This is a genomic window from Pseudomonas sp. UME65 (assembly GCF_014170225.1).
GTDB classification, from domain to species: Bacteria; Pseudomonadota; Gammaproteobacteria; order Pseudomonadales; family Pseudomonadaceae; genus Aquipseudomonas; species Aquipseudomonas protegens.
The window spans coordinates 622,815-643,931 of record NZ_LZZQ01000014.1 but is presented as its reverse complement, the minus strand read 5'-3'; the positions used below and the strand labels follow the sequence as shown (position 1 = coordinate 643,931).

The 21,117-nt window shown below is 62.2% G+C and carries 21 protein-coding genes; 4 read left to right on the top strand and 17 right to left on the bottom strand.

The genetic code is table 11. The annotated features are described in order from the left end of the window. Positions 1-12: 12 nt before the first annotated feature. The 3 genes from A9971_RS23105 to A9971_RS23095 are packed head-to-tail and all read right to left on the bottom strand — an operon-like array spanning position 13 to position 2,958. A complete protein-coding gene (locus A9971_RS23105) occupies positions 13-879 on the bottom strand; it encodes a carboxylesterase (RefSeq protein ID WP_053153538.1) in 867 nt (288 codons plus the stop codon). Beyond that, positions 876-2,270, bottom strand: a complete 1,395-nt coding sequence (locus tag A9971_RS23100; RefSeq protein ID WP_011063138.1) for an aspartate aminotransferase family protein — start codon at positions 2,268-2,270, stop codon at positions 876-878. Before A9971_RS23100 ends, A9971_RS23105 begins: the two co-directional genes overlap by 4 nt. Continuing rightward, the gene (locus A9971_RS23095; RefSeq protein ID WP_011063137.1) at positions 2,263-2,958 is read right to left on the bottom strand and encodes an HAD-IB family phosphatase; all 696 of its coding nucleotides are present in this window, start codon (positions 2,956-2,958) and stop codon (positions 2,263-2,265) included. The genes A9971_RS23100 and A9971_RS23095 overlap by 8 nt, the downstream gene beginning before the upstream one ends. A gap of 190 nt (positions 2,959-3,148) precedes the next feature. Between A9971_RS23095 and A9971_RS23090 the strand changes: the two genes are divergently transcribed. Next, positions 3,149-3,958, top strand: coding sequence for a MipA/OmpV family protein (locus tag A9971_RS23090; RefSeq protein ID WP_081305227.1), 810 nt, complete (start codon positions 3,149-3,151; stop codon positions 3,956-3,958). Positions 3,959-4,060: 102 nt separating this feature from the next. Beyond that, positions 4,061-4,927, top strand: coding sequence for a fatty acid desaturase (locus A9971_RS23085; protein ID WP_183000035.1), 867 nt, complete (start codon positions 4,061-4,063; stop codon positions 4,925-4,927). A gap of 106 nt (positions 4,928-5,033) precedes the next feature. On the opposite strand, the gene A9971_RS23080 is transcribed toward A9971_RS23085, so the two are convergent. The 14 genes from A9971_RS23080 to A9971_RS23015 all read right to left on the bottom strand — a co-directional run bounded on the left by A9971_RS23080 (position 5,034) and on the right by A9971_RS23015 (position 19,365). Further along, positions 5,034-5,435 carry an EamA family transporter gene (locus A9971_RS23080; protein ID WP_011063134.1) on the bottom strand — a complete coding sequence of 134 codons (402 nt, stop codon included), beginning with the start codon at positions 5,433-5,435 and terminating at the stop codon, positions 5,034-5,036. 31 nt (positions 5,436-5,466) lie between these two features. Further along, complete coding sequence (locus A9971_RS23075; protein WP_011063133.1) at positions 5,467-5,841, bottom strand: transporter; 375 nt, start codon at positions 5,839-5,841, stop codon at positions 5,467-5,469. Beyond that, positions 5,838-6,758 (bottom strand): arginase family protein, encoded by a 921-nt coding sequence (locus A9971_RS23070; protein ID WP_011063132.1) that lies wholly within the window; start codon positions 6,756-6,758, stop codon positions 5,838-5,840. Before A9971_RS23070 ends, A9971_RS23075 begins: the two co-directional genes overlap by 4 nt. Before the next feature lie 178 nt (positions 6,759-6,936). Beyond that, positions 6,937-7,266 carry a GlpM family protein gene (locus A9971_RS23065; protein WP_169892259.1) on the bottom strand — a complete coding sequence of 110 codons (330 nt, stop codon included), beginning with the start codon at positions 7,264-7,266 and terminating at the stop codon, positions 6,937-6,939. 27 nt (positions 7,267-7,293) lie between these two features. Next, entirely contained in the window at positions 7,294-8,619 is a 1,326-nt protein-coding gene (locus A9971_RS23060; RefSeq protein ID WP_183000034.1) for a sigma-54 dependent transcriptional regulator, read from the bottom strand. Continuing rightward, complete coding sequence (locus tag A9971_RS23055; RefSeq protein ID WP_011063129.1) at positions 8,616-10,517, bottom strand: sensor histidine kinase; 1,902 nt, start codon at positions 10,515-10,517, stop codon at positions 8,616-8,618. The genes A9971_RS23060 and A9971_RS23055 overlap by 4 nt, the downstream gene beginning before the upstream one ends. A gap of 133 nt (positions 10,518-10,650) precedes the next feature. Then, positions 10,651-11,385, bottom strand: coding sequence for an amino acid ABC transporter ATP-binding protein (locus A9971_RS23050; RefSeq protein ID WP_011063128.1), 735 nt, complete (start codon positions 11,383-11,385; stop codon positions 10,651-10,653). Next, positions 11,382-12,053, bottom strand: a complete 672-nt coding sequence (locus tag A9971_RS23045; RefSeq protein WP_011063127.1) for an amino acid ABC transporter permease — start codon at positions 12,051-12,053, stop codon at positions 11,382-11,384. Before A9971_RS23045 ends, A9971_RS23050 begins: the two co-directional genes overlap by 4 nt. Next, positions 12,053-12,799 (bottom strand): amino acid ABC transporter permease, encoded by a 747-nt coding sequence (locus tag A9971_RS23040; protein ID WP_011063126.1) that lies wholly within the window; start codon positions 12,797-12,799, stop codon positions 12,053-12,055. Before A9971_RS23040 ends, A9971_RS23045 begins: the two co-directional genes overlap by 1 nt. Positions 12,800-12,990: 191 nt before the next feature. Then, positions 12,991-13,905, bottom strand: coding sequence for a glutamate/aspartate ABC transporter substrate-binding protein (locus A9971_RS23035; RefSeq protein ID WP_011063125.1), 915 nt, complete (start codon positions 13,903-13,905; stop codon positions 12,991-12,993). Positions 13,906-14,269: 364 nt separating this feature from the next. After that, a complete protein-coding gene (glpD, locus tag A9971_RS23030) occupies positions 14,270-15,808 on the bottom strand; it encodes a glycerol-3-phosphate dehydrogenase (RefSeq protein ID WP_015636824.1) in 1,539 nt (512 codons plus the stop codon). A gap of 275 nt (positions 15,809-16,083) precedes the next feature. Beyond that, a complete protein-coding gene (locus tag A9971_RS23025) occupies positions 16,084-16,839 on the bottom strand; it encodes a DeoR/GlpR family transcriptional regulator (protein ID WP_011063123.1) in 756 nt (251 codons plus the stop codon). A 95-nt stretch (positions 16,840-16,934) separates the two neighbouring features. After that, positions 16,935-18,440: a glycerol kinase GlpK gene (gene glpK / locus A9971_RS23020; protein ID WP_019093252.1), complete on the bottom strand. Its 1,506-nt coding sequence runs from the start codon at positions 18,438-18,440 to the stop codon at positions 16,935-16,937. A 76-nt stretch (positions 18,441-18,516) separates the two neighbouring features. Then, a complete protein-coding gene (locus tag A9971_RS23015; protein WP_015636822.1) occupies positions 18,517-19,365 on the bottom strand; it encodes an MIP/aquaporin family protein in 849 nt (282 codons plus the stop codon). Positions 19,366-19,736: 371 nt separating this feature from the next. Here A9971_RS23015 and ybaK point away from each other — a divergent pair, with 371 nt between their 5' ends. Both ybaK and A9971_RS23005 read left to right on the top strand, forming a co-directional pair. After that, positions 19,737-20,207, top strand: coding sequence for a Cys-tRNA(Pro) deacylase (gene ybaK, locus A9971_RS23010; RefSeq protein WP_011063120.1), 471 nt, complete (start codon positions 19,737-19,739; stop codon positions 20,205-20,207). A gap of 116 nt (positions 20,208-20,323) precedes the next feature. Continuing rightward, a complete protein-coding gene (locus tag A9971_RS23005; RefSeq protein ID WP_041752529.1) occupies positions 20,324-21,106 on the top strand; it encodes a PhzF family phenazine biosynthesis protein in 783 nt (260 codons plus the stop codon). Positions 21,107-21,117 lie beyond the last annotated feature (11 nt).

Here is a 21,117-nt window from a genome sequence, read left to right as displayed (position 1 = left end):
CTCTTCCTTAAGTCACGCCAGCTGTCGGTAGTCTTCGCGCACCGCAGGTGTCACCACTCGCTGCTGGATGAAATCTGCGCTCAGTTCGATCACCCGCTGGTACTGCAGGTCCACGGTGATCATGTGATAGCAGTTGTCGAGGAGGATCTTGGTCACCGGGCCGCCGAGCTTGCGCTCCACGTAGTCGGCGTTCCAGGTACTGGTGATGTCGTCTTCGCTGGAGTGCAGCACCAGGGCCGGAGTCAGGATCGACGGCATGCGTTTCTTGACCACGGCGTTCATCCGGTGCAATTCGCGCACCGTCACGCCCTCCATGGTCAGGAGCCCGGCATTGCTGCTTTCACCGGCTTTCATCTGCTTCTCGACGATGGCCCGCAGGCGTTCGTTCTTGATGCCGTAGGGTGGCTTTTCCTCGAAGCGGCAGATGTGCACGCCAAAGGGGATCTTCATCAGCAACGGGGTGAGGAAGGCCAGTTTGTTGATGCTCCAGCCGTCGTACTTCAGGGTGGTGGAGTACATCAGCAGGCCGCTGATCCGTCCCGGATGCTCGGAGGCCAGGTACATGGACATCACCGCACCCATGGACAGGCCACCCACGAACACCTGCTCGTGGCGCTGCTGTACATCGGCGAAGGTCTTGCGCACGCCCTCGTACCAGTCCTGCCAGCCGGTGGCCTGCAGGTCGCTGTTGTCCCCGCAGTGCCCGGGCAGGGTCGGTACGTACACCGTGCACGTACCGTCCTTGGCCAGGCCCTGGGCCACCCGACGGAGTTCCGTCGGGGTGCCGGTCAGGCCGTGGATCAACAAGACCCCGACCGGACCCGTGCCGAGAACGAAGCCGGCGCTGCCTTCGCCCAGATCGATCTCAGCCTTGCTCATCGCTTCATGGCCCGATCCAGCAGGCGATCCAGCAGTGCGATGCCCAGGTCGATTTCTGCGTAGCTGATTTCCAGCGACGGGGCCAGGGTGATGACGTTCTTGTAGTAGCCGCCCACATCGAGGATCAGGCCCAGGCGCTGGCCGTTGATTTCGATGTCGCCCTTCATGCCTTCCTCGACCATGTAGTCCAGGGTCGCCTTGTCCGGGGTGAAGCCGTCGGTGGTGCAGATCTCGCAGCGCAGGGCCAGGCCCAGGCCGTCGACGTCGCCGATGATCGGGTAGCGCTTCTGCAGGTCCTGCAGGCCGGCCAGGAAGTACTTGCCTTTCTCCATGACCATCGCGCCGTAGTCGATCTCGCTGGTCATCTTGAACATTTCCAGGCCCACGGCGGTACCCAGCGGGTTGGAGGCGAAGGTGGAGTGGGTCGAACCTGGCGGGAACACGCCCGGGTTGATCAGCTCTTCACGGGCCCAGATGCCGCCCAGCGGGTTGAGGCCGTTGGTCAGCGCCTTGCCGAACACGATCACGTCCGGCTTGACGTCGAAGTGCTCGATCGACCACAGCTTGCCGGTGCGGTAGAAGCCCATCTGGATCTCGTCGACCACCATCAGGATGCCGTGCTGGTCGAGCACGTGCTTGAGCTCGCTGTAGAAGTTCATCGGCGGGATCACGTAGCCGCCGGTGCCCTGGATCGGCTCGACATAGAAGGCGGCATATTCGCTCTGGCCGACCTTCGGGTCCCAGACGCCGTTGTATTCGGTTTCGAACAGGCGGGCGAACTGCTGCACGCAGTGGCTGCCGTACTCTTCCTTGGTCATGCCTTTGGGGCCGCGGAAGTGGTACGGGAATGGAATGAACTGCGCACGCTCGCCGAAGTGGCCGTAGCGGCGGCGGTAGCGGTAGCTGGAGGTGATCGACGAAGCGCCCAGGGTACGGCCGTGGTAGCCGCCTTCGAAGGCGAACATCAGGCTCTTGCCGTTGGTGGCGTTACGCACCACTTTCAGCGAGTCCTCCACCGACTGCGAACCGCCGACGTTGAAGTGCACGCGGCCGTCGAGGCCGAACTTCTTCTTGGCGTCGACCGCGATCATTTCCGACAGCTCGATCTTGCCTTTGTGCAGGTATTGGCTGGCGATCTGCGGCAGGGTGTCGATCTGTTGCTTGAGGGCGTTGTTCAGGCGTGGGTTGGCGTAGCCGAAGTTCACCGCCGAGTACCACATCTGCAGGTCGAGGTAGGCCTGGTCGCTGGTGTCCCAGACGTAGGAGCCTTCGCAGCGGCTGAAGATGCGCGGTGGTTCGATGTAGTGAACGGTATCGCCGTAGGAGCAGTACTTGGCTTCTTTTTCCAGAAGGATCTGGTCTTCTGCGGTAGCGATGCGGATATCAGACATGGTGGAAGAGTTCCTGGGTTTCAAGAGAGAAGTTGGTCGCGTTGGCGGCGTTATTCGGCAGCTTGGCCAGCAGCGCTGGCAGTTCGGCGAAGGAGTCGAACCGCGCATGGGGAATCTTGTTGCGTTCGCAGTAGTCGGCCAGGCGATCCTTGGCGAACACGAAGTCGGCGGTGGAAGCCACGCACATGTCCGACTGGCCGTCGCCGATCACCAGCACGCGCTTGCCCCGCGGGGTGGATTTGCACTTGCAGTTGCCGGAAGCGGCGCGGCAGGCGTCGCTGGCGTAGGGGAAGTCGATGCGCCAGCTGTTGTGGTCGACCTGGCGCAGGCGGTTGGCGAGGATCGGCAGCAGGGTCACGTAGTTGCGTGCCAGGATGCGGGCGATGCCCTGCTCGATGCCGTCGCTGACCACTTCGATGGAAGCGCCCAGGCCGATCACGTGATCGACGAAGTCGGGGAAGTCGGGGTCGATTTCGACACTGTCGAAGTAGCCCAGCAGTTCGGCGGGCGAAGCCTTGACCAGGGCCAGTTGGCGGCTGAGGCATTCTCGGGAGCCGATGTGACCGTCCAGCCATTCCTGCTCTATGCCTTCCCAGCTGGGGTCGGCGAAGCGTTGGAGAACGTTATCGATCACGTCGGCGCGGGAGATGGTCCCGTCGAAGTCACATACGATATGCCAGTGCATCATCTGCTGTTACCTGTTGAATAAGAGCGCTCTTTGCGCTTGTGGCAGGGGTAGAGCAGGGACTGTGCCAAGTGGCCAAAACCCAGCGGGGCTGGGGTCTTGGCGAGGAAAGAGGGTGATTTGTAGAGTTCTGGCTACAATTTTTGTAGGTCCCTACAAAGAACATCAGTGCTTGCGCCCAAGGGCCGCTCTGATGATTGATGCGCGCATGTTCAGACAAGGAAACTCATTCATGCCCAGGCTTTCTTCCCCCGCCTTACTGGCCGGCCTGCTCTCCCTGACCCTCGCCAGTGGCGCCATGGCCGACTCCGGCATCACCGGTGAACTGGGCCTGGGCCTGGGCTATCAACCCCATGACCCCACAGGCAGCAGCTACGACACCGTGCCGCTGCCGTACATGGACCTGGATTGGGGAGATGTCAGCCTGAGCGGTGACGATGGCCTGACCTGGGATGCCTTCAAGAGCAATGGCTTGAGCATCGGCCCCTACATCAATTACCTGCAGGGGCGTAATTCCGACGGCGCGCTGCGCGGCCTGCGGGATGTTCGCGACATGGCCGATATCGGCGCCTTCATCGAGTACGCCCCCGAGGACTTCTGGCGGCTGTTCGCCGCCGTGGGCCAGGCGGTGGGCGGTGCCGGGGGCCAGGGCGGGGTGCTGGGCAAGGTCGGGGGTGAAATCGGCTACCCGCTGGGCCTGGGCATCATTGGCAGCAACAACCTGACCCTGCACTTCGCCGATGGCCGCCAGAGCCAGACCTTCTTCGGCGTCGACGCCAAGGAGTCCCTCGCTTCCGGCATTGGCCAGTACAACGCCAGCGGTGGCATGCAGAACTTCACCCTGAGCCAGAATTTCCACTTCCCCCTGGGGGACAACTGGGCGCTGGTGGCCAGTGCCAGCTGGACGCGCCTGGTCAACTCCGCCGCCGACAGCACCATCGTCCGTGACAAGGGCGAGGTCAACCAGGGGCAGGTGCAGACCGCCATCAGCTACAAGTTCTGAGGGGCGCCTCCCTGGCCTGAGCACGGCCTGGGGCGGCTACAGCAAAAACTGGTCTGGCCTTTGCAATGGTCGCCATGAATTCAATTTCTCAGGAAGTTCTTCATGGCTCGACCTGCCTATCGTCTACTCGCCTATTCCCTCTGGGACCTGATCCCGATTGCCATGGCCGTGGCGCATTTCGCCTTTGTGCTGTGGTTGGTGTTGGATTTCCACGCCCTGTCCTGGTGGGTCATCCTGCCGGCGGCGCTGCTCTACGCGGTCAGCCTGTCGTGGAGCATCAACAGCATTTCCCATAACCAGATCCACAACGCCTATTTCACCCCCGGGTGGATGAACCGCGGCTTCGACCTGCTGCTCTCGGTGACCATAGGTTTTTCCCAGACCCTGTACCGCGACATCCACAACCGCCACCACCGGGGCAACTCCGACCTGCCGGACGCCAATGGCAAGACCGTCGACCCGCTCTCCATCTACCTGCATGGCAAGGATGGCCAGCCGGACAACCCCTGGGCCTACACTTTTCTGAGCTTTTTCCGCGACGATCCCAAGGAGATCTACCAGGAAATGCAGCGCAAACGGCCTGACGATGCACGTTGGGTAAAAGTGGAGATCGGCGTCACAGTGGCGTTCTATCTGGCCCTGGCGCTGTATGACTGGCATGCGGTGCTGGTGCTGCTGCCGTTCTGGTACCTGGGGCAGTCGCTGTCGTCGCTCAATGGCTACTACGAGCACCTGGGGGGCAACCCGGACCTGCCGATCGCCTGGGGCGTGAGCTCCTACAGCCCGCTGTACAACCTGATCTGGATGAACAACGGCTACCACGCCGAGCATCACTACCGGCCGAAGATGCACTGGACCAAGGTCAAGGCTTTCCACCGCGAGATCCGCGAGCAGCAACGGGCTGCCGGGGTGAAAGTGATTCCGGTGTCCCACGGCCTGGGTTTCCTGGTGTCCCACCGCAAGGCCTAAACCCCGTGGCTGTAGGAGCTGGCTTGCCAGCGAAGGGGCCAGCAAGATCGCCTTCGCCGGCAAGCCGGCTCCTGCACAACATCCCTTCGCTGTAGCAAAGAGGCCCTCAGGCCTCTTCACCCTCCGCCAAAAGGGCAATCCCGCCGATGATTACAAAGACGCCGACCCAGTGCAGCAGGCTGATCTGCTCGCCCAGGCCCAGCCACGAGCCCAGCAGCACCACCACGAATACCAGGGAGCTCAAGGGGAAGGCCAGGGACAGGCTGCTGCGCCGCAGGATCAGCATCCACACGAAAAACGCGCCGATATAGCAGGCAATCGCCATCAGCACCCCGGGGTTGACCGCGACCGCCGCCAGCCACTGCAGGTTGAAATCCATCTGGCCCAGCTGGTCGCCGCCAACCTTGGTGGCGATCTGCCCGGCGCTTTCGAAACCGATCAGCAAGGCCCAGAGCACGATGGTGCCCAGGCGCTCGTGCAGCCAGCCGTGGGAGGTATTGGAACTCATCAAACGCTTCCTTCTATTCGTTGAACAAGGCTCAGGTACTGGCCACGCACACCAGCATCACCCCGGCGGTGATCACCAGGGTGCCGAGCCAGCGACGGCGGCTGACGGTCTCGCCCAGCACCACCTTGCCCGCCAGTACCACGCCGCAATAGGCCAGGGCCGCCGCGGGGAACAGCAGGCTCAGGGGCGCCCGGGACAGGGCTTCGAGCCAGACGAAGAACTCGATGGCGTAGGCGCCGATGCCGCACCACAGCAAGGGCGCGTTGAACACCTGGCCCCAGAAAGCGTTCAGGCGAAAACCGCCTTCCAGCTCTGGCAGGCGGTCCAGGCCGAGCTTGAAACAGAGTTGGCCGACCACGTCCAGGACAATGGAAAAGGCCACCAGCAGAACAACGGTCAGGGTCACGGGAACAGCTCCTCGAACAGCGAGATCAGGGCTTCATTGGTCACCGAGTTGCGCAGCAGGTCGTCCTGGCTCCAGCGCTCGGCCGGAGGCTGGTCGGACTTGGCTTCCCAGCGTTTGAAGGCGTTGCTGAAGGCCGGCTGGGCGAACTCGCCGCAGACGTCGATGCCCAGGATCCGCTTGCGCGCGGCCAGGGTGCGCAGGGCCTGCAGCAGGTGGGTCAGGCGCATGCCGCCCTGGTCCCAGTTAGTGGCGGCGTCTTCGCTGGCCAGCACATCCTTGTCGATGGTGATCCAGATCGCCTCGGTGGGCAGGCTGTCGATCATCTGTTCGAGAAAGGCCTGCCAGTCCAGTTCCGCCAGGTTGCGCCAGTGCAGGTGGTTTTCCTGCTGCTGGTGCCCGGCGCCATCGCCGACCCGCCCCCAGACCTTGGACGGCGCGTGCTGCCAGGGGAACAGCTGCAGCTTGCCGTGCTTGAGGGCGGCGACGTTGCCGCCGCGCAGTTGTGGGTTGTGCAGGTCTTCGCTGCAGGGGCCAAGGGTGACGATGCGCTGGATGTGCGGCAGTTTCAGCGCCCGGTTGACCCAGGAGCCGCAATGCCGGCGCGGAGCCAGGCGCACCCAGTCCGGGTGGTTGTCGAAGTGGATCAGGCTCACCGGCTCTTGCAGGTCGCCGAGAAAGGCCGGGGTCAGGTGGTGATAGTCACCGGAGCCGACAAAGAAGATTTCCGGCTGCGGGCCGCTGTGGCGGGGCCGCTGGCGCAGGCGTTCGGTGAAGTGACGGTAGGTGCGCTCGGTGGACCACAGGCGCAGCTTGGGCCCCAGGTCCAGCAGGTCGAGACGCCGCGCCTGGCCGCTGTTCAGGCGTCGGATGATCGGCTCCTGGGCGGTCAGGCTGTGGTCGAGATCTAAGATATTCAAAGTGTTCTTTACCCATGGCAGCGCCCTCCAGAAAACTGCGTGATACCGCTCGAACGCAGGCTGGACGGGCTTTGCCGGGTAAATGCAAGGGTCGGGCCAGGGTCGTTGCCGGGTTGCCGGTGAAAGACCGCGGCGCAGGCTTCGCGAGCAAGCTCGCTCCTACAGGAAGGGCGGGAGCTCAGGCGTGGAGGCGCACCCAGACGCTGACCAGGATCGTCGCGGCGATCAGCCAGGCCACGGCAGCCACTGCCAGGGAAGCTTCCAGGCGCAGGCGGTCGACCATCACATACAGGGTCGCCAGGTAGACGAAGTAGGGAATGATCGACCACATGCCGAACAGGATGGTGGTCTTCAGGTCATCGAGGGAGCGGCCCTTGCCGACGATGTAGTGGGCGATCAGGGCAAAGGTCGGGAACAGCGGCACCAGGCCGGCGATGTAGTAGTTCCGGGTCTTGGCCAGGGCCGCCAGAATCACCACCACCGCCGCGCCCAGGGCGGCCTTCAACAATAGATCCATGGTTACTCGCGCCTTGGGTTAGTGGCTCAGGCCGTACTTCTTGACCTTGTCGAACAGGGTGGTCTTGGCCATGCCCAGCTCCTGGCTGGCCTGGGTCAGGTTGCCGCCGCTGCGCTGCAAGGCATCGTTGAGCAGGTTGCGCTCGAAGGCTTCCACCGCCTCGGCAAAGCCCAGCCCATGGGCGACACTGCTGCCGGGCTTCTTGAAGGCCGGCAGGCCGAGGGCAAAGCGTTCGGCGACGTTGCGCAACTCGCGCACGTTGCCCGGCCAGTCGTGGCTCATGAGGGTCGACAGGGTCTGGTTGTCCAGCTCCGGCACCGCGCGGTCAAAGCGCAGGGACGACTGCTGCAGGAAATGCTCGAACAACTGCAGGATGTCTTCGCGGCGTTCGCGCAGGGGCGGCAGTTCCAGGGTCACCACGTTGAGGCGGTAGTACAGATCGCTGCGAAACTCCTTGGCCCGGCTCATTTCGTCCAGGTCCGACTTGGTGGCGGCGATCACCCGGCAATCCACGGCCACGCTCTGGTTGGAACCGAGGCGCTCCAGGGTGCGTTCCTGCAACACGCGCAAGAGCTTGATCTGCAGGTTGATCGGCATGCTTTCCACTTCGTCGAGGAACAGCGTGCCCTGGTGGGCGTGCTCGATCTTGCCGATGCGCCGTTTGCCGGCGCCGGTGAAGGCGTTGGCCTCGTGGCCGAAGATTTCGCTTTCGAAGAGGTTCTCGGGCAGGCCGCCGCAGTTCAGGGCGACGAACTGCTGCTGGTGGCGCCGGCTGAAGTCGTGCAGGCAACGGGCGACCAGTTCCTTGCCGGTGCCGGTCTCGCCTTCGATCAGCACGTTGGCCGAGGTATCGGCAACGTTGGCGATCAGCTCCCGCAGGTTCTGCATGGCCGGCGAGCGGCCGATGATCCGCCCTTCCAGGGAACTGCGTTCGGCCAGTTGGCGGCGCAGGGAGGTCACTTCCCGGGCCAGGCCCCGTTGCTCCAGGGCGCGGCGGGCCACATCCACCAGGCGCTCGGGGGAGAAGGGTTTTTCCATGAAGTCGTAGGCGCCTTTCTGCATGGCGCCCACGGCCATGGAAATATCGCCGTGACCGGTGATCAGCACCACCGGCAGGCTGCGGTCCCGGGCCTTGAGGCGGTTCAGCAGTTCCAGGCCATCGATGCCCGGCAGGCGAATGTCGCTGACCACGATGCCGGGAAAGTTTTCACCGACCTGGGCCAGGGCTTCTTCGGCGCTGCCCACACCGATGCAGGGAATGTCTTCCAGGGCCAGGGCCTGTTGGCAACCCAGCAGGACATGGGGGTCGTCTTCGACGATCAGCACGGTCAGCTCGTTGTTCATATCGGCTCGGCTCGAGTGGGGCTTGCCAGGGGCAAGCTGAGGACAAAGGCGGTGCCGCCGCTTGCCGGGTGTTCCACCCCCAGGCTGCCGCCGGTAGCGGCGGCGAGGCTGGCGGACAGGGTCAGGCCGAGGCCCAGGCCCTGCTCGCCGGGTTTGGTGGTGAAGAAGGGTTCGAACAGGTGCTTGCGCGCTTCAAGATCGATGCCGTGGCCGTTGTCGCGCACCCGCAGGCGGTACTTGCCCTCGCTGAGTTCGCCCTCCAGCCACAGTTGCGGCGCCGGTTGGGCCTGCATGGCATCCAGGGCATTGCCGATCAGGTTGACCAGGATCTGCTCCAGGCGGGTCTGGTCGATCTGCAGGGTCTGCTCGGTGAAGTCGCGGTGCAGTTGCAGGGGCAGGGGTTCGAGGCGCGCATTGAGCACTTGCAGGGCTGCGTCAACGGCCTTGTCCAGGCTGGCCTGGCCCTGGTCGTCGCCACGGCGGGCGAAGGAGCGCAGGCTGGCGGTGATGCGGCCCATGCGGTCGATCAGTTCATTGATGGTCTTGAGGTTGGCGCTGGCGGTGTCCAGGGCGCCGCGTTCGAGGAAGCGCACGGTGTTACCGGACAAGGTACGCAAGGCCGCCAAGGGCTGGTTCAGTTCGTGGGCGATGCTGGTGGACATCTGGCCGATGGCCGCCAGCTTGCCGGCCTGGACCAGTTCGTCCTGGGCGCGGCGCAGGGTTTCCTCGGCCTGGCGGCGTTCGCGGATCTGGCCCTTGAGCCGTTCGTTGCTGGCCCGCAGGTCGGCGGTGCGTTCGGTGATCCGCCGTTCCAGCTGGCTATTGGCTTCCTGCAGGGCTTCACGGGCGGCCAGGCGAGTGGCGATGACCTTGCGCCGTTCGTTCCAGGCGATCAGCAGAAAGGCCACCAGGGCAAAGGCCACCGCCACCAGGATGCCCTGGTTGATGGCTTCGCGGCGCAGGTCCTGCAACGGGGTGAGCAGGGTGAAGTTCCAGGGGGTATCACTCAGGGGCCGGGTCTGGGACAGGTAGCTGATGGCTTTCTCGTCGGACACCAGCTCGGTGTTGGCCGGAAAGGTCAGCTTTTCCACGCCTTCGGCCAGGCGTTCCCGGGCCAGGGGTTCCAGTTCGTTGAGGGGGAACCAGTAATATTGCAGGCTGCGGGCCAGGCGTTCCTTGGTGTCGTCGCTGAGCGGGCGGACCGACTTGAGGCGGCGCGCCGGGTCGCTGGACAAGATGATGATGCCGTTTTCGTCGCTGACGAAGGCTTCCAGGCGGGCACGCTGCCAGCGTTCCTCCAGGGCCTCCAGGCGTACCTTGACCACCGCCACGCCGATGATCTTGCCTTGTTCTTCCAGGCCATGGGCCAGGTAGTAGCCAGGTTCGCCGTTGGTGCTGCCGATGCCGTAGAAGCGCCCGGGCTGGCCGCGCACGGCGTTCTGGTAGTAGGCCCGGAACGACAGGTCTTCGCCCAGGTAGCTGTCGACGTCACGCCAGTTGCTGGTGGCTACCACCCGGCCCGTGGTGTCCATGACATAGATGGCCCGGCTGCGGCTGCGGCGGTTCAGGCCTTCGAGGTATTGATTGACGGTTTGCCGGTGTTCCGGCGAAGGATCGCCCAGCAGCTGGGAAACACTGGATTCCAGTTCCAGCAGGCTTGGCAGATAGGTGTACTTGCTGATCTCACTTTCTACGGCGCGGGCATGCAGCTCCAGCTGGCGCTGGCCGTTTTCGCCGAGGGTGCGGATGCCGTTGTGCTCGCTGATCCAGAACCCGACGTAGCCCAGGCCGATCATCAGCAGGATGACCAGGGGCGGCAGGAACAGATGTCGGATCAGGCGGGGTTTCACGGCGAGTGATGGCGGCGCGGCGCGATAGAGAGTGGGGTCGCATTTCATCACAGATGCCTTGGGTCAACCACTGCGCAGTGTCTGTAGGAGCCGGCTTGCCGGCGACCAGGGCGGCACTGACGATAGGGGAGTCAGATACCGTCCCGTCGCAGGCAAGCCGGTGCCTACAGGAACGCGGGTTTTAGTGCTGCAGGATCTTCTCGAGGAAGTGCTGCGCACGTTCGGAGCGGGCGCTGATATCGCCGAAGAACTCTTCTTTCTGGCAGTCCTCGATGATCTGGCCCTTGTCCATGAAGATCACCCGGTTCGCCACTTTGCGGGCAAAGCCCATTTCGTGGGTCACGCACATCATGGTCATGCCTTCATGGGCCAGTTGCACCATGACGTCCAGCACTTCGTTGACCATTTCCGGGTCCAGGGCCGAGGTCGGTTCGTCGAACAGCATGACGATCGGGTCCATGGCCAGGGCGCGGGCGATGGCCACACGTTGTTGCTGGCCACCGGAGAGTTGCCCCGGGTGCTTGTGGGCGTGGGCGGCGAGGCCGACGCGGTCCAGCAGTTGCAGGCCTTTCTTGGTGGCCTCTTCCTTGCTGCGGCCCAGCACCTTGATCTGCGCGATGGTCAGGTTCTCGGTGATGGTCAGGTGCGGGAACAGCTCGAAATGCTGGAACACCATGCCCACGCGGGAACGCAGTTTCGGCAGGTTGGTCTTGGGGTCGGCGATGGAAGTGCCGTCCACCACGATGTCGCCTTTCTGGAAGGGTTCCAGGGCGTTGACGCACTTGATCAGGGTCGACTTGCCGGAGCCGGACGGCCCGCAGACCACCACCACTTCACCTTTCTTGACCTCGGTGCTGCAATCGGTCAGCACCTGGAAGTCCCCATACCACTTGTTGATGTTCTTGATAGAGATCATACGGCGAACCTTTTTTGCAGACGCTTGACCAGCAGCGAGGCGGCAAAGCTGATTGTGAAATAGACCAGACCAGCGATGATCAGGAATTCATTGGAGCGGCCGATGATGTCGCCGCTGGACCGCGAGGCGTTGAGGAAATCCACCAGGCCCACGGTGTACACCAGGGAGGTGTCCTGGAACAGGATGATGCTCTGCTGCAGCAGCAGCGGGGTCATCTTGCGGAACGCCTGGGGCAGGATGATCAGGCGCATGGTCTGGCCATAGCTCATGCCCAGTGCCTGGGCGGCGCCCATCTGGCCCTTGGGGATCGACTGCACGCCGGCACGGACGATTTCGCAGAAGTACGCCGCTTCGAACATCATGAAGGCCACGATGCACGAGGTGAATGCGCCGATCGGGGTGTCTTCGCCGGTGATCCAGCGCAGCACGAACGGCACCGCCAGGTAGAACCAGGTGATCACCAGCAGCAGCGGGATCGAGCGGAAGTAGTTGACGTAGGCGCCCGCCAGGTTCGACAGCAGCTTGTTGTGAGACAAGCGCATCAAGGCCAGCAAGGTACCGAGGATGATCCCGCCGACCACACCCATGACCATCAGCTTGAGGGTCATCAGCATGCCGTTCCACAGGCCGGGAATGGCCGGGATGATGCCCGAGAAGTCGAATTCCATTATTTACCTCCCACGGAGATCAGGCCGGGGACCGAAACTTTCTTCTCCACCAGGCGCATCAGCAGCATCAGGCTCATGTTCAGGGTGAAGTAGATCAGGGTAGCCAGGGTGAAGGCTTCGAACAGGTTGGCCGAGAACTCGGCGGTCTGCTTGGTCTGGGCCAGCAATTCCATCAAGCCGATCAGCGACGCCACGGAGGAGTTCTTGAATACGTTGAGGAATTCCGAGGTGAGCGGCGGAATGATGATCCGGTAGGCCTGGGGCAGCAGCACGTTCCAGTAGATCTGCGGCAGCGAGAAGCCCATGGCGCGTGCGGCGGATTCCTGGCCACGGGGCAGGGCCTGGATACCGGTACGTACCTGTTCGCAAACCCGTGCGGCGGTGAACAGGCCCAGGCACACGACAACGCTCAGGTAGGCCGAGGTGGTCGGGTTGAGGTCCTGCTTGTACCACTCCTGGAGGTTCTCCGGCAGCAGGTCCGGCACCAGGAAGTACCAGATGAACAGCTGCACCAGCAGCGGCACGTTGCGGAAGATCTCCACGTACACGGTGGCGATGCCCGACACCAGGCGGTTCGGCACGGTGCGCATGACGCCCAGGATCGAGCCCAGCAGCAGCGCGATGATCCAGGCCACCACGGCGATGGCGATGGTCCAGCCCAGGCCGGAGATGAACCAGTCGAGATAGGTCTCGCTGCCCACGCCGGTGGACTTGAAGAACACGCCCCAGTCCCAGTTGTAATTCATTAGGGTTACCCCTCAGATCGTTCGATGTACAAGCACCCGCCTGGGGACGTCCGTTCCCGCCTGATCATGACGATCAGGCACACACGATCGGCTCGACAACCACCGGTTCGAGTGTTTCCAAAAAATGCCAGCAGGTAGTGACAGACTCCTGAAAGGGCAGGGCCCCTTCAGGAGATAAGGTTAGTCAGGAATCAGGACTTTTTGTCGTCAGCCGCTTTGTCGGTCGGGTTGGCGATCAGGGCCTTGAGCTCATCGCTCATCGGGAACATCAGGTTCAGGCCTTTTGGCGGGATCGGCGACTGGAACCACTTGTCGTAGATCTTGTTGATTTCGCCCGATTTGTAGGTGGCGACGATGGCGTCATCCACGGCTTTCTTGAACGGGGCATCGCCCTTGCGCACCATGCAGCCGTAGATTTCGTAGGACTGAGGGGTACCGGTCACGGCCCAGTCGGTCGGTTTCTTGGCCTTGGCCATTTCACCGGCCAGCAGCGCGTCGTCCATCATGAAGGCTACGGCGCGGCCCGATTCCAGCATCTGGAACGACTCACCGTGGTCCTTGGCGGAGATCACGTTCATGCCCATCTGCTTGTCGGCGTTCATGGCCTTGAGGATGCGCTCGGAAGTGGTACCGGCTGTGGTTACCACGTTCTTGCCTTTCAGGTCCGCGAAGTCCTTGTAGGAAGAGTCCTTCTTGGACAGCAGACGGGTGCCGATCTCGAAGATGCCAACGGAGAAGTCGACTTGTTGCTGACGCTCGACGTTGTTGGTGGTGGAGCCGCACTCGACGTCCACGGTGCCGTTCTGCACCAGCGGGATGCGGGTCTGGGAGGTGACCAGGTTGTACTTGACCTTCAGGTCAGGCATGTCGAGGTCTTTCTTGATCGCTTCGACGATTTTCAGCTGGATGTCGTGGGAGTAACCCACTGGCACGCCGGAAGCGTCAGCAATGTAGGAAAACGGAATGGAAGCGTCGCGATGTCCGAGGGTGATGGTGCCGGACTCTTTGATTTTCTTCAGTGTGCCGGTGAGCTCGGCAGCGAAAACTGGAGTGCTAATCAGAGCGGCAGCGATAGCTGCGCCCAACAGATGGGGAACGATGCGCATCAATATTTCCTCGACATTTGTTTTTTTTATGAAGCCAGTTCGACGGCTCTTTTATACAGCGAATGCCTTGACGGCTCCTGTTGTGTTGGCACGACAGGCATTCGTCGCACAGTGTAGAGCATGAGTCGTGCCAGACCCATTGATCATCGTCAAACCCTTGATTTTCAAGCCTATAGAATATTTATGACCTGGGGATTTCAGCGGCTGTATCCGGTTATCCGAACCCCTGCGGCTTCGCCATTCGGAAAACCGAACGTGCCCCTGCCATTGTAGGAGCCGGCTTGCCGGCGAAACGTTCAATCCTGCAGGCCCACAAAAAAGCCCCTGGACCTTCCGGTGCAGGGGCTTTGCTTGCCTATGTGGCTCAGGCAGCCTTGATCTTGCCGCGATTGTGTTCGACTTTCTGCAGATAATCCTGCAGTTGCTGCTGCTGCGCCTCGGTGGTGAACAGCCCGAGCTTGCTCCGGCGCCAGAGAATGTCCTGGGCTTTCACTGCCCATTCCTCGCTGCACAGGTAATCCACTTCGCGGGTATAGAGGCCGCCGCCCAGGTGTTCGCCCAGGTCGCTGAGGCTGTGCACGCCTTCCAGCAGGCGCCAGGTACGGCTGCCGTAGCTGGTGGCCCAGCGCTGGGCGATCTGGCTGGGTACCCAGTCGAACTTCTTGCGGATGGCTTCTGCCAGTGCCTGTGGCGTGCTCATGTTCTCGCCACCGGGTAGGGTGGCCTGGGCTGTCCAGCTCGGCTTGGCTTGCTTGAAGTACGGCGCCAGCTGCGCCATCGCCGATTCCGCCAGTTTGCGGTAGGTGGTCAGCTTGCCGCCGAACACCGACAGCAGGGGGGCTTCCTCGCCATGGCCGGAAAGGGCCAGGGTGTAGTCGCGGGTCACGGCCGAAGGGTTGTCGGATTCGTCATTGCACAGCGGGCGAACGCCGGAATAGCTGTGCAGGATATCGCTGCGGCTCAGCTGTTTCTTGAAGTGCGCATTGACCACTTGCAGCAGGTAATCGGTTTCACCTTCAGTGATCGCCACCTTGGCCGGGTCACCGGTGTATTCGCGGTCGGTGGTACCGATCAGGGTGAACTGGTTGAGGTAGGGAATGGTGAAGACGATGCGCTGGTCCTCGTTCTGCAGGATGTGCGCGTGCTCGCCCTCGTACAGCTTGGGCACGATCAGGTGGCTGCCCTGGATCAGGCGGATACCGTATGGCGACTCCAGCTTGAGGTCGTCCTTGATGAACTTGGCGACCCAGGGGCCCGCGGCGTTCACCAGGGCCTTGGCGCTGATGGAGAACAGGCTGCCATCGGCGCGCTCCAGCTCCAGTTGCCACAGGCCCTTGCTGCGACGGGCGCTGATGCAGCGGGTCTGGGTATGAACGTGGGCGCCGTGTTCGCGGGCGGCCATGGCATTGAGCACCACCAGGCGCGCATCGTCGACCCAGCAATCGGAGTATTCGAAGCCCTTGGTGATTTCGGCTTTCAGGGCGCTGTCGGCACCGAACTTCAGGCTGCGTGAGCCAGCGAGTTTTTCCCGCTTGCCCAGGTGGTCATACAGGAACAGGCCGGCGCGGATCATCCAGGCTGGTCGCAGGTGCGGCCGGTGCGGCAGGACGAAACGCATGGGCTTGACGATATGCGGGGCCTTGGCCAGCAGCACTTCGCGTTCGGCCAGGGCTTCGCGCACCAGGCGGAACTCGTAATGTTCGAGGTAGCGCAGGCCGCCGTGGATCAGCTTGCTGCTGGCCGAGGAGGTATGGCTGGCCAGGTCGTCCTTTTCGCAAAGGAACACGGACAGGCCGCGACCTGCCGCATCGGCGGCAATTCCAACACCATTGATCCCACCGCCAATGACGGCGATATCGTAAACCTCGGAAAGAGGGCGCGCGGGCAAGGTAGAAGTGGGCATCGACAGGCCTCGTGTTACTTTGATATTTGAATTCGAACATTAATGTTCATTTTCGAAAATACTAGCGCATAAAGATGCACGCATCCAGCGTGCTTCGATTGAAAAAACTGATCGAAGCAGCGCTAAAGGAAAGTTTTCGAACATTGTCGACGGGTAACTGTAGCCGCTGCTGTTGCCTTGGGCTGGATGGCGGGATCGGCCGCGGCGATTTCGAAAGCGATGAAGCGTCGAGGCTCGTCGTTCGAGCGCGGCCGGATCCGCAGGAGGGAGAGCAGTCAGACCACTTCGAGGCGGATCTTGTGCTGGTTGAGCAGTTGGGTCAGGGCCGGTACCGGTTGCTGGTCGGTGACCAGGCAATCGATCAGGCTGATGGGCCCCAGGCGGATCATGGCGTTGCGCCCGAACTTGCTGGAGTCGGCAGCCAGGATCACCTGCCGGGCATTGGCGATGATCGCCTGGGATACCCGCACTTCCTGGTAGTCGAAGTCCAGCAGGCTGCCGTCCTCGTCGATGCCACTGATGCCCACCAGGGCGAAGTCGACCTTGAACTGGTTGATGAAGTCGACACTGGCCTGGCCTACCACGCCGCCGTCACGGCGCACATTGCCGCCGGTGAGCAGTACGTCGAAATCATCCTTGGCGCTGAGCATCGAGGCCACGTGCAGGTTGTTGGTGATGATCTTCAGGTGGCTGTGATTGAGCAGGGCCCGGGCGATGGATTCGGTGGTGGTGCCGATATTGATGAACAGCGAGGCGTGATCGGGGATCTGCGCGGCAACGGCTTCGCCGATGCGCTGCTTTTCGTCGCGCATCTGGTCGGCGCGCATGGCGTAGGCGGTGTTTTCTACGCTGGAGTCATAGGCTGCGCCACCGTGGTAGCGGCGCAGCAGATTGGCTTCCGCCAGCTGGTTGATATCGCGGCGGATGGTTTGCGGGGTTACGACGAACAGCTGGGCCAATTCCTCGATGCTGACGTAGCCGCGTTCGCGAACCAGATCGAGGATTTGCTGCTGACGGGGAGGCAGATTCATGGGGCTTCCTTTGGGCTGCCGTGCAAAATTTGCCCATGATGCCGCAGGAATCCCCTCCCTACCAGTTACAAGCGGTTACCAATCCACGGCTTGGCTTATTTGGCCTCGTCGTGGGGTTCCCAGTCGCGGGTGCGGCTGACGGCCTTCTTCCAGCCCGCGTACAGGCCTTCTTTTTCCGCTTCAGCCAGTTGCGGTTCGAACTCGCGCTCGATCACGGCCTTGCCCCGCAGTTCTTCCAGGCTACCCCAAAAACCGCAGGCCAGGCCTGCCAGGTAGGCCGCGCCCAGGGCTGTGGTTTCGCGCATTTGCGGGCGTTCAACCTGAGTACCGAGAATGTCCGCCTGGAATTGCATGAGGAAGTTGTTGGCTACTGCGCCGCCGTCCACCCGCAGGGCTTTCAGGCGTTCGCCGGAATCCTGCTGCATGGCGTCGAGCACGTCGCGGGTCTGATAGGCAATGGATTCCAGGGCGGCGCGGATGATGTGGTCCACGCGCACGCCACGGGTCAGGCCAAACAGTGCGCCACGGGCATAGGGGTCCCAGTAGGGAGCACCCAGGCCGGTGAAGGCCGGTACCAGGTACACACCGTTGCTGTCCTTGACCTTGCCGGCGAAGTATTCAGTGTCATGGGCGTCGTTGATGATTTTCAGTTCATCACGCAGCCACTGCACGGTGGAACCACCGTTGAATACTGCGCCTTCCAGGGCGTAGGCCACTTCGCCACGGGGGCCGCAGGCGATAGTGGTGAGCATGCCGTGCTGGGATTTAACCGCCTTGTCGCCGGTGTTCATCAGCAGGAAGCAGCCGGTGCCGTAGGTGTTCTTGGCCTGGCCCGGCTCGACGCACATCTGGCCGAACAGCGCGGCCTGCTGGTCGCCGGCGATACCGCCGATGGCGATGCCGCTCTTGGTGCGGCCATATATTTCCGACGAGGACTTCACTTCCGGGAGCATTTCCCGCGGGATGTCCAGCACCTCCAGCATCTTCGCGTCCCACTCCAGGGTGTGGATGTTGAAGAGCATGGTGCGCGAGGCGTTGGTGTAGTCGGTGACGTGGGTCTTGCCGCCGGTGAATTTCCAGATCAGCCAGCTGTCGATGGTGCCGAACAGCAGCTCGCCGTTGCGCGCACGCTCGCGGCTGCCTTCGACGTTGTCGAGGATCCACTTGAGCTTGGTGCCGGAGAAGTAGGGGTCGGTCACCAGGCCGGTGGTTTCGCGGATGTAGTCTTCCAGGCCGTCGCGCTTGAGCTGCTGGCAGATCTCGGTGCTGCGGCGGCACTGCCAGACGATGGCGTTGTAGATCGGCCGGCCGGTGTTCTTGTCCCAGACCACAGTGGTTTCACGCTGGTTGGTGATACCGATGGCGGCCACCTGGTCGTGATGCAGGCCGGCTTGTGCCAGGGCCTCGACCATCACCGCGCTCTGGGTGGCGAAGATTTCCATCGGGTCATGTTCGACCCAGCCGGCCTGAGGGTAATGCTGGGCGAATTCGCGCTGGGCGGTGCAGACCACGTTGGCGTCGCGATCGAAAATGATCGCCCGGGAACTGGTCGTACCCTGATCGAGGGCAATGATGTAGTTCTTATTCTGAATGTCGGTCATGTCGATTGCCTTGGACGAAATAAGGGAGTGAGAACAGGCGCGCGATCGATTTGGGCAGGATCACGCGCCACTGGATTCAGGAAGCTTTGACTTTGCCTTCGGTGACCTGTTCGGCCTCCGGGGCGACAGCAGCGCTGGGCAAATGGCGGGCAATCAAGCCGCGATAGGCTGCAGCACCCAGGCAGGCGCCGAGGATCGGAGCGAAGATTGGCACCAGGAAATACGGAATATCACGGCCGCCGGTGAAGGAAATTTCACCCCAGCCGGTCACGAACGTCATCAGTTTAGGCCCGAAGTCCCGCGCCGGGTTCATCGCAAACCCGGTCAGCGGGCCCATGGCACTGCCGATCACGGCAATCAGCAGGCCGATCAGCAGCGGAGCCATCGGGCCGCGCGGCAGGCCATTGTTGTCATCGGTCAGGGACATGATCACTCCCATCAGGATGGCGGTGATCACCAACTCCACTAGGAACGCCTGGGCAGTGGACAGCGCCGGGTTGGGGAAGGTGGAGAACACCGAGGCCAGTTCCAGGCTGGCCTGGGAGCCACGGACCATCTGGTGGGTTTGTTCGAAATCGAAGAACAGGTTGCTGTACAGCGTGTAAACCAACAGCGCCGCGCAGAAGGCGCCAGCGATCTGGGCGAGGATGTAGAACGGCAGTTTGCGCTTTTCAAAATCGGCGAACAGGCACAGGGCGATGCTCACGGCCGGGTTCAGGTGCGCGCCGGAAACTCCGGCGGTCAGGTAGATCGCCATGCTCACGCCGATCCCCCAGATGATGCTGATTTCCCATAGGCCGAAGCTGGCCCCCGCGACCTTGAGCGCGGCGACACAGCCGGTGCCGAAGAAGATCAACAGCGCAGTACCCAGAAACTCGGCGATGCATTGGCCCGATAGCGACGGTTGTTGCAGAGCAGTTGTCATGTGAACCTCGATTTTTGTTGTTGTCTGGCGCTGCTGCAAAAGGCATGGAGCGCGACTTTAAACGAAGGCGGAATCCCCATTCCGACCTCGCCTTGCTACTGGGTACAACCTTGGATCTACCGCATGATATTCAGAAACGAAAAAATATAGACAAGAAACACCGCTGTCAAAGGTCGAAAGTGAACGGATGGTCATTTTATAGATATCAATCAAATGAATGATTCCGGGGCATAGTCGCGGGAACGACAGGCATGGTTGCTTTCGTAGGCACACGGGCCGGTTATCAAGGCTTGGAATAGAGCCTTTTGCTGGTGAATGACCTAAAATTCGCGCGCTTGGTTTTGCCTTTTCATTCCTCGGCTGGAGCTGCCATGACCCCTGCACTGGACCTGCTGAAAAAAGTTCGCGCCGAACATCGCATCCACAGTTACGAACATGACCCCAAGGCCGCTTCCTATGGCCTGGAGGCCGCGGAGAAACTTGATCTTGATCCTGCGCAGGTGTTCAAGACCTTGCTTGCCAGCAGTGAAAAGGGTGAGTTGCTGGTGGCGGTGGTGCCGGTCGTCGGAAGTCTTGACCTGAAGGCCCTGGCCCACGCAGCGGGCGTGAAGAAGGCTGAAATGGCCGACCCGGCTGCCGCCCAGCGCGCCACGGGGTACCTGCTGGGAGGCATCAGCCCGCTGGGGCAGAAGAAGCGCCTGCGGACCTTTATCGATAACAGTGCGCAGCCGTTCGCCAGCATCTTTGTCAGTGCCGGGCGCCGTGGCCTGGAAGTCGAGCTGGCGCCGGCGGTACTGGCCGAGCATACCCAGGCCAGGTTCGCCGATATCGGTCGTCCTTGAGTCGCAACGGCTGCGGCCAGGGCCGCTGCTGTATGCAGGAAAATCCCGACTTCTGTGTCTGTCCCCCGTTGGGGGCCAGGGCCCATGCTGGGGCCAGTTATTCACGGAGAAGGGATATGCAGCTTGAGTTTCATCAGGTCGATGCGTTCAGCGAGCGCCCGTTCGCGGGTAATCCGGCCATGGTTTACCGGCTTGAGTCCTGGCTCGATGACAGGCTGATGCAGCAGATTGCTGCCGAGCACAATCTGGCAGAGACCGCTTTTGTGGTGCGTGAGGCCCAGGGCTGGCGGATTCGCTGGTTCACCCCGGTGACGGAAGTGCCGTTGTGTGGGCATGCAACCTTGGCCACTGCCTATGTGTTGTTCGAGGTTTATGGCCAGACCGCGCAGCGTATCGACTTTCTCAGCCAGTCCGGGCCCCTGAGTGTCACCCGTGAAGAGGGCCTGTTGTGGCTGGATTTCCCGCTGCGCAGCCCGAGCAGCCAGGCAGGGCGGGAGGCGGTGGCGCAAGCGCTGGGGGTTGAGGTCGTCGAATTGCTGGGGGCCAACGAGCTATTGGCCGTGCTGGAGTCGGAGCAGGCGGTGCGTGAGTGCCGGCCGGATATGACGGCGCTGGCGAAATTGCCCTGGCCCGGGGTGATCGTGACTGCGCGCGGGGAGCAGCACGACTTTGTCTCGCGCTATTTTGCCCCCGCCATTGGTATCGATGAGGACCCGGTGACCGGATCCACCCATTGCTGCCTGGCGCCTTACTGGGCGCAGCGTTTGGATAAGCCGCAGTTGAGCGCTTACCAGTGCTCTGCCCGAGGTGGCGCGTTGTTTTGTCGTCTGGAAGGTGAGCGGGTGAAGATCGGTGGGCATGCCCGGCTGATTGCCAGTGGGCAGTTGCATCTGCCATGACTGTGCTGGGT

Coding starts and splice junctions, on each gene's coding strand:
- A9971_RS23105 (WP_053153538.1), bottom strand. CDS start 879: ATGAGCAAGGCTGAGATCGATCTGGGCGAAGGCAGCGCCGGCTTCGTT.
- A9971_RS23100 (WP_011063138.1), bottom strand. CDS start 2,270: ATGTCTGATATCCGCATCGCTACCGCAGAAGACCAGATCCTTCTGGAA.
- A9971_RS23095 (WP_011063137.1), bottom strand. CDS start 2,958: ATGATGCACTGGCATATCGTATGTGACTTCGACGGGACCATCTCCCGC.
- A9971_RS23090 (WP_081305227.1), top strand. CDS start 3,149: ATGATTGATGCGCGCATGTTCAGACAAGGAAACTCATTCATGCCCAGG.
- A9971_RS23085 (WP_183000035.1), top strand. CDS start 4,061: ATGGCTCGACCTGCCTATCGTCTACTCGCCTATTCCCTCTGGGACCTG.
- A9971_RS23080 (WP_011063134.1), bottom strand. CDS start 5,435: ATGAGTTCCAATACCTCCCACGGCTGGCTGCACGAGCGCCTGGGCACC.
- A9971_RS23060 (WP_183000034.1), bottom strand. CDS start 8,619: ATGAACAACGAGCTGACCGTGCTGATCGTCGAAGACGACCCCCATGTC.
- A9971_RS23055 (WP_011063129.1), bottom strand. CDS start 10,517: ATGAAATGCGACCCCACTCTCTATCGCGCCGCGCCGCCATCACTCGCC.
- A9971_RS23050 (WP_011063128.1), bottom strand. CDS start 11,385: ATGATCTCTATCAAGAACATCAACAAGTGGTATGGGGACTTCCAGGTG.
- A9971_RS23045 (WP_011063127.1), bottom strand. CDS start 12,053: ATGGAATTCGACTTCTCGGGCATCATCCCGGCCATTCCCGGCCTGTGG.
- A9971_RS23040 (WP_011063126.1), bottom strand. CDS start 12,799: ATGAATTACAACTGGGACTGGGGCGTGTTCTTCAAGTCCACCGGCGTG.
- A9971_RS23035 (WP_011063125.1), bottom strand. CDS start 13,905: ATGCGCATCGTTCCCCATCTGTTGGGCGCAGCTATCGCTGCCGCTCTG.
- glpD (WP_015636824.1), bottom strand. CDS start 15,808: ATGCCCACTTCTACCTTGCCCGCGCGCCCTCTTTCCGAGGTTTACGAT.
- A9971_RS23025 (WP_011063123.1), bottom strand. CDS start 16,839: ATGAATCTGCCTCCCCGTCAGCAGCAAATCCTCGATCTGGTTCGCGAA.
- glpK (WP_019093252.1), bottom strand. CDS start 18,440: ATGACCGACATTCAGAATAAGAACTACATCATTGCCCTCGATCAGGGT.
- A9971_RS23015 (WP_015636822.1), bottom strand. CDS start 19,365: ATGACAACTGCTCTGCAACAACCGTCGCTATCGGGCCAATGCATCGCC.
- ybaK (WP_011063120.1), top strand. CDS start 19,737: ATGACCCCTGCACTGGACCTGCTGAAAAAAGTTCGCGCCGAACATCGC.
- A9971_RS23005 (WP_041752529.1), top strand. CDS start 20,324: ATGCAGCTTGAGTTTCATCAGGTCGATGCGTTCAGCGAGCGCCCGTTC.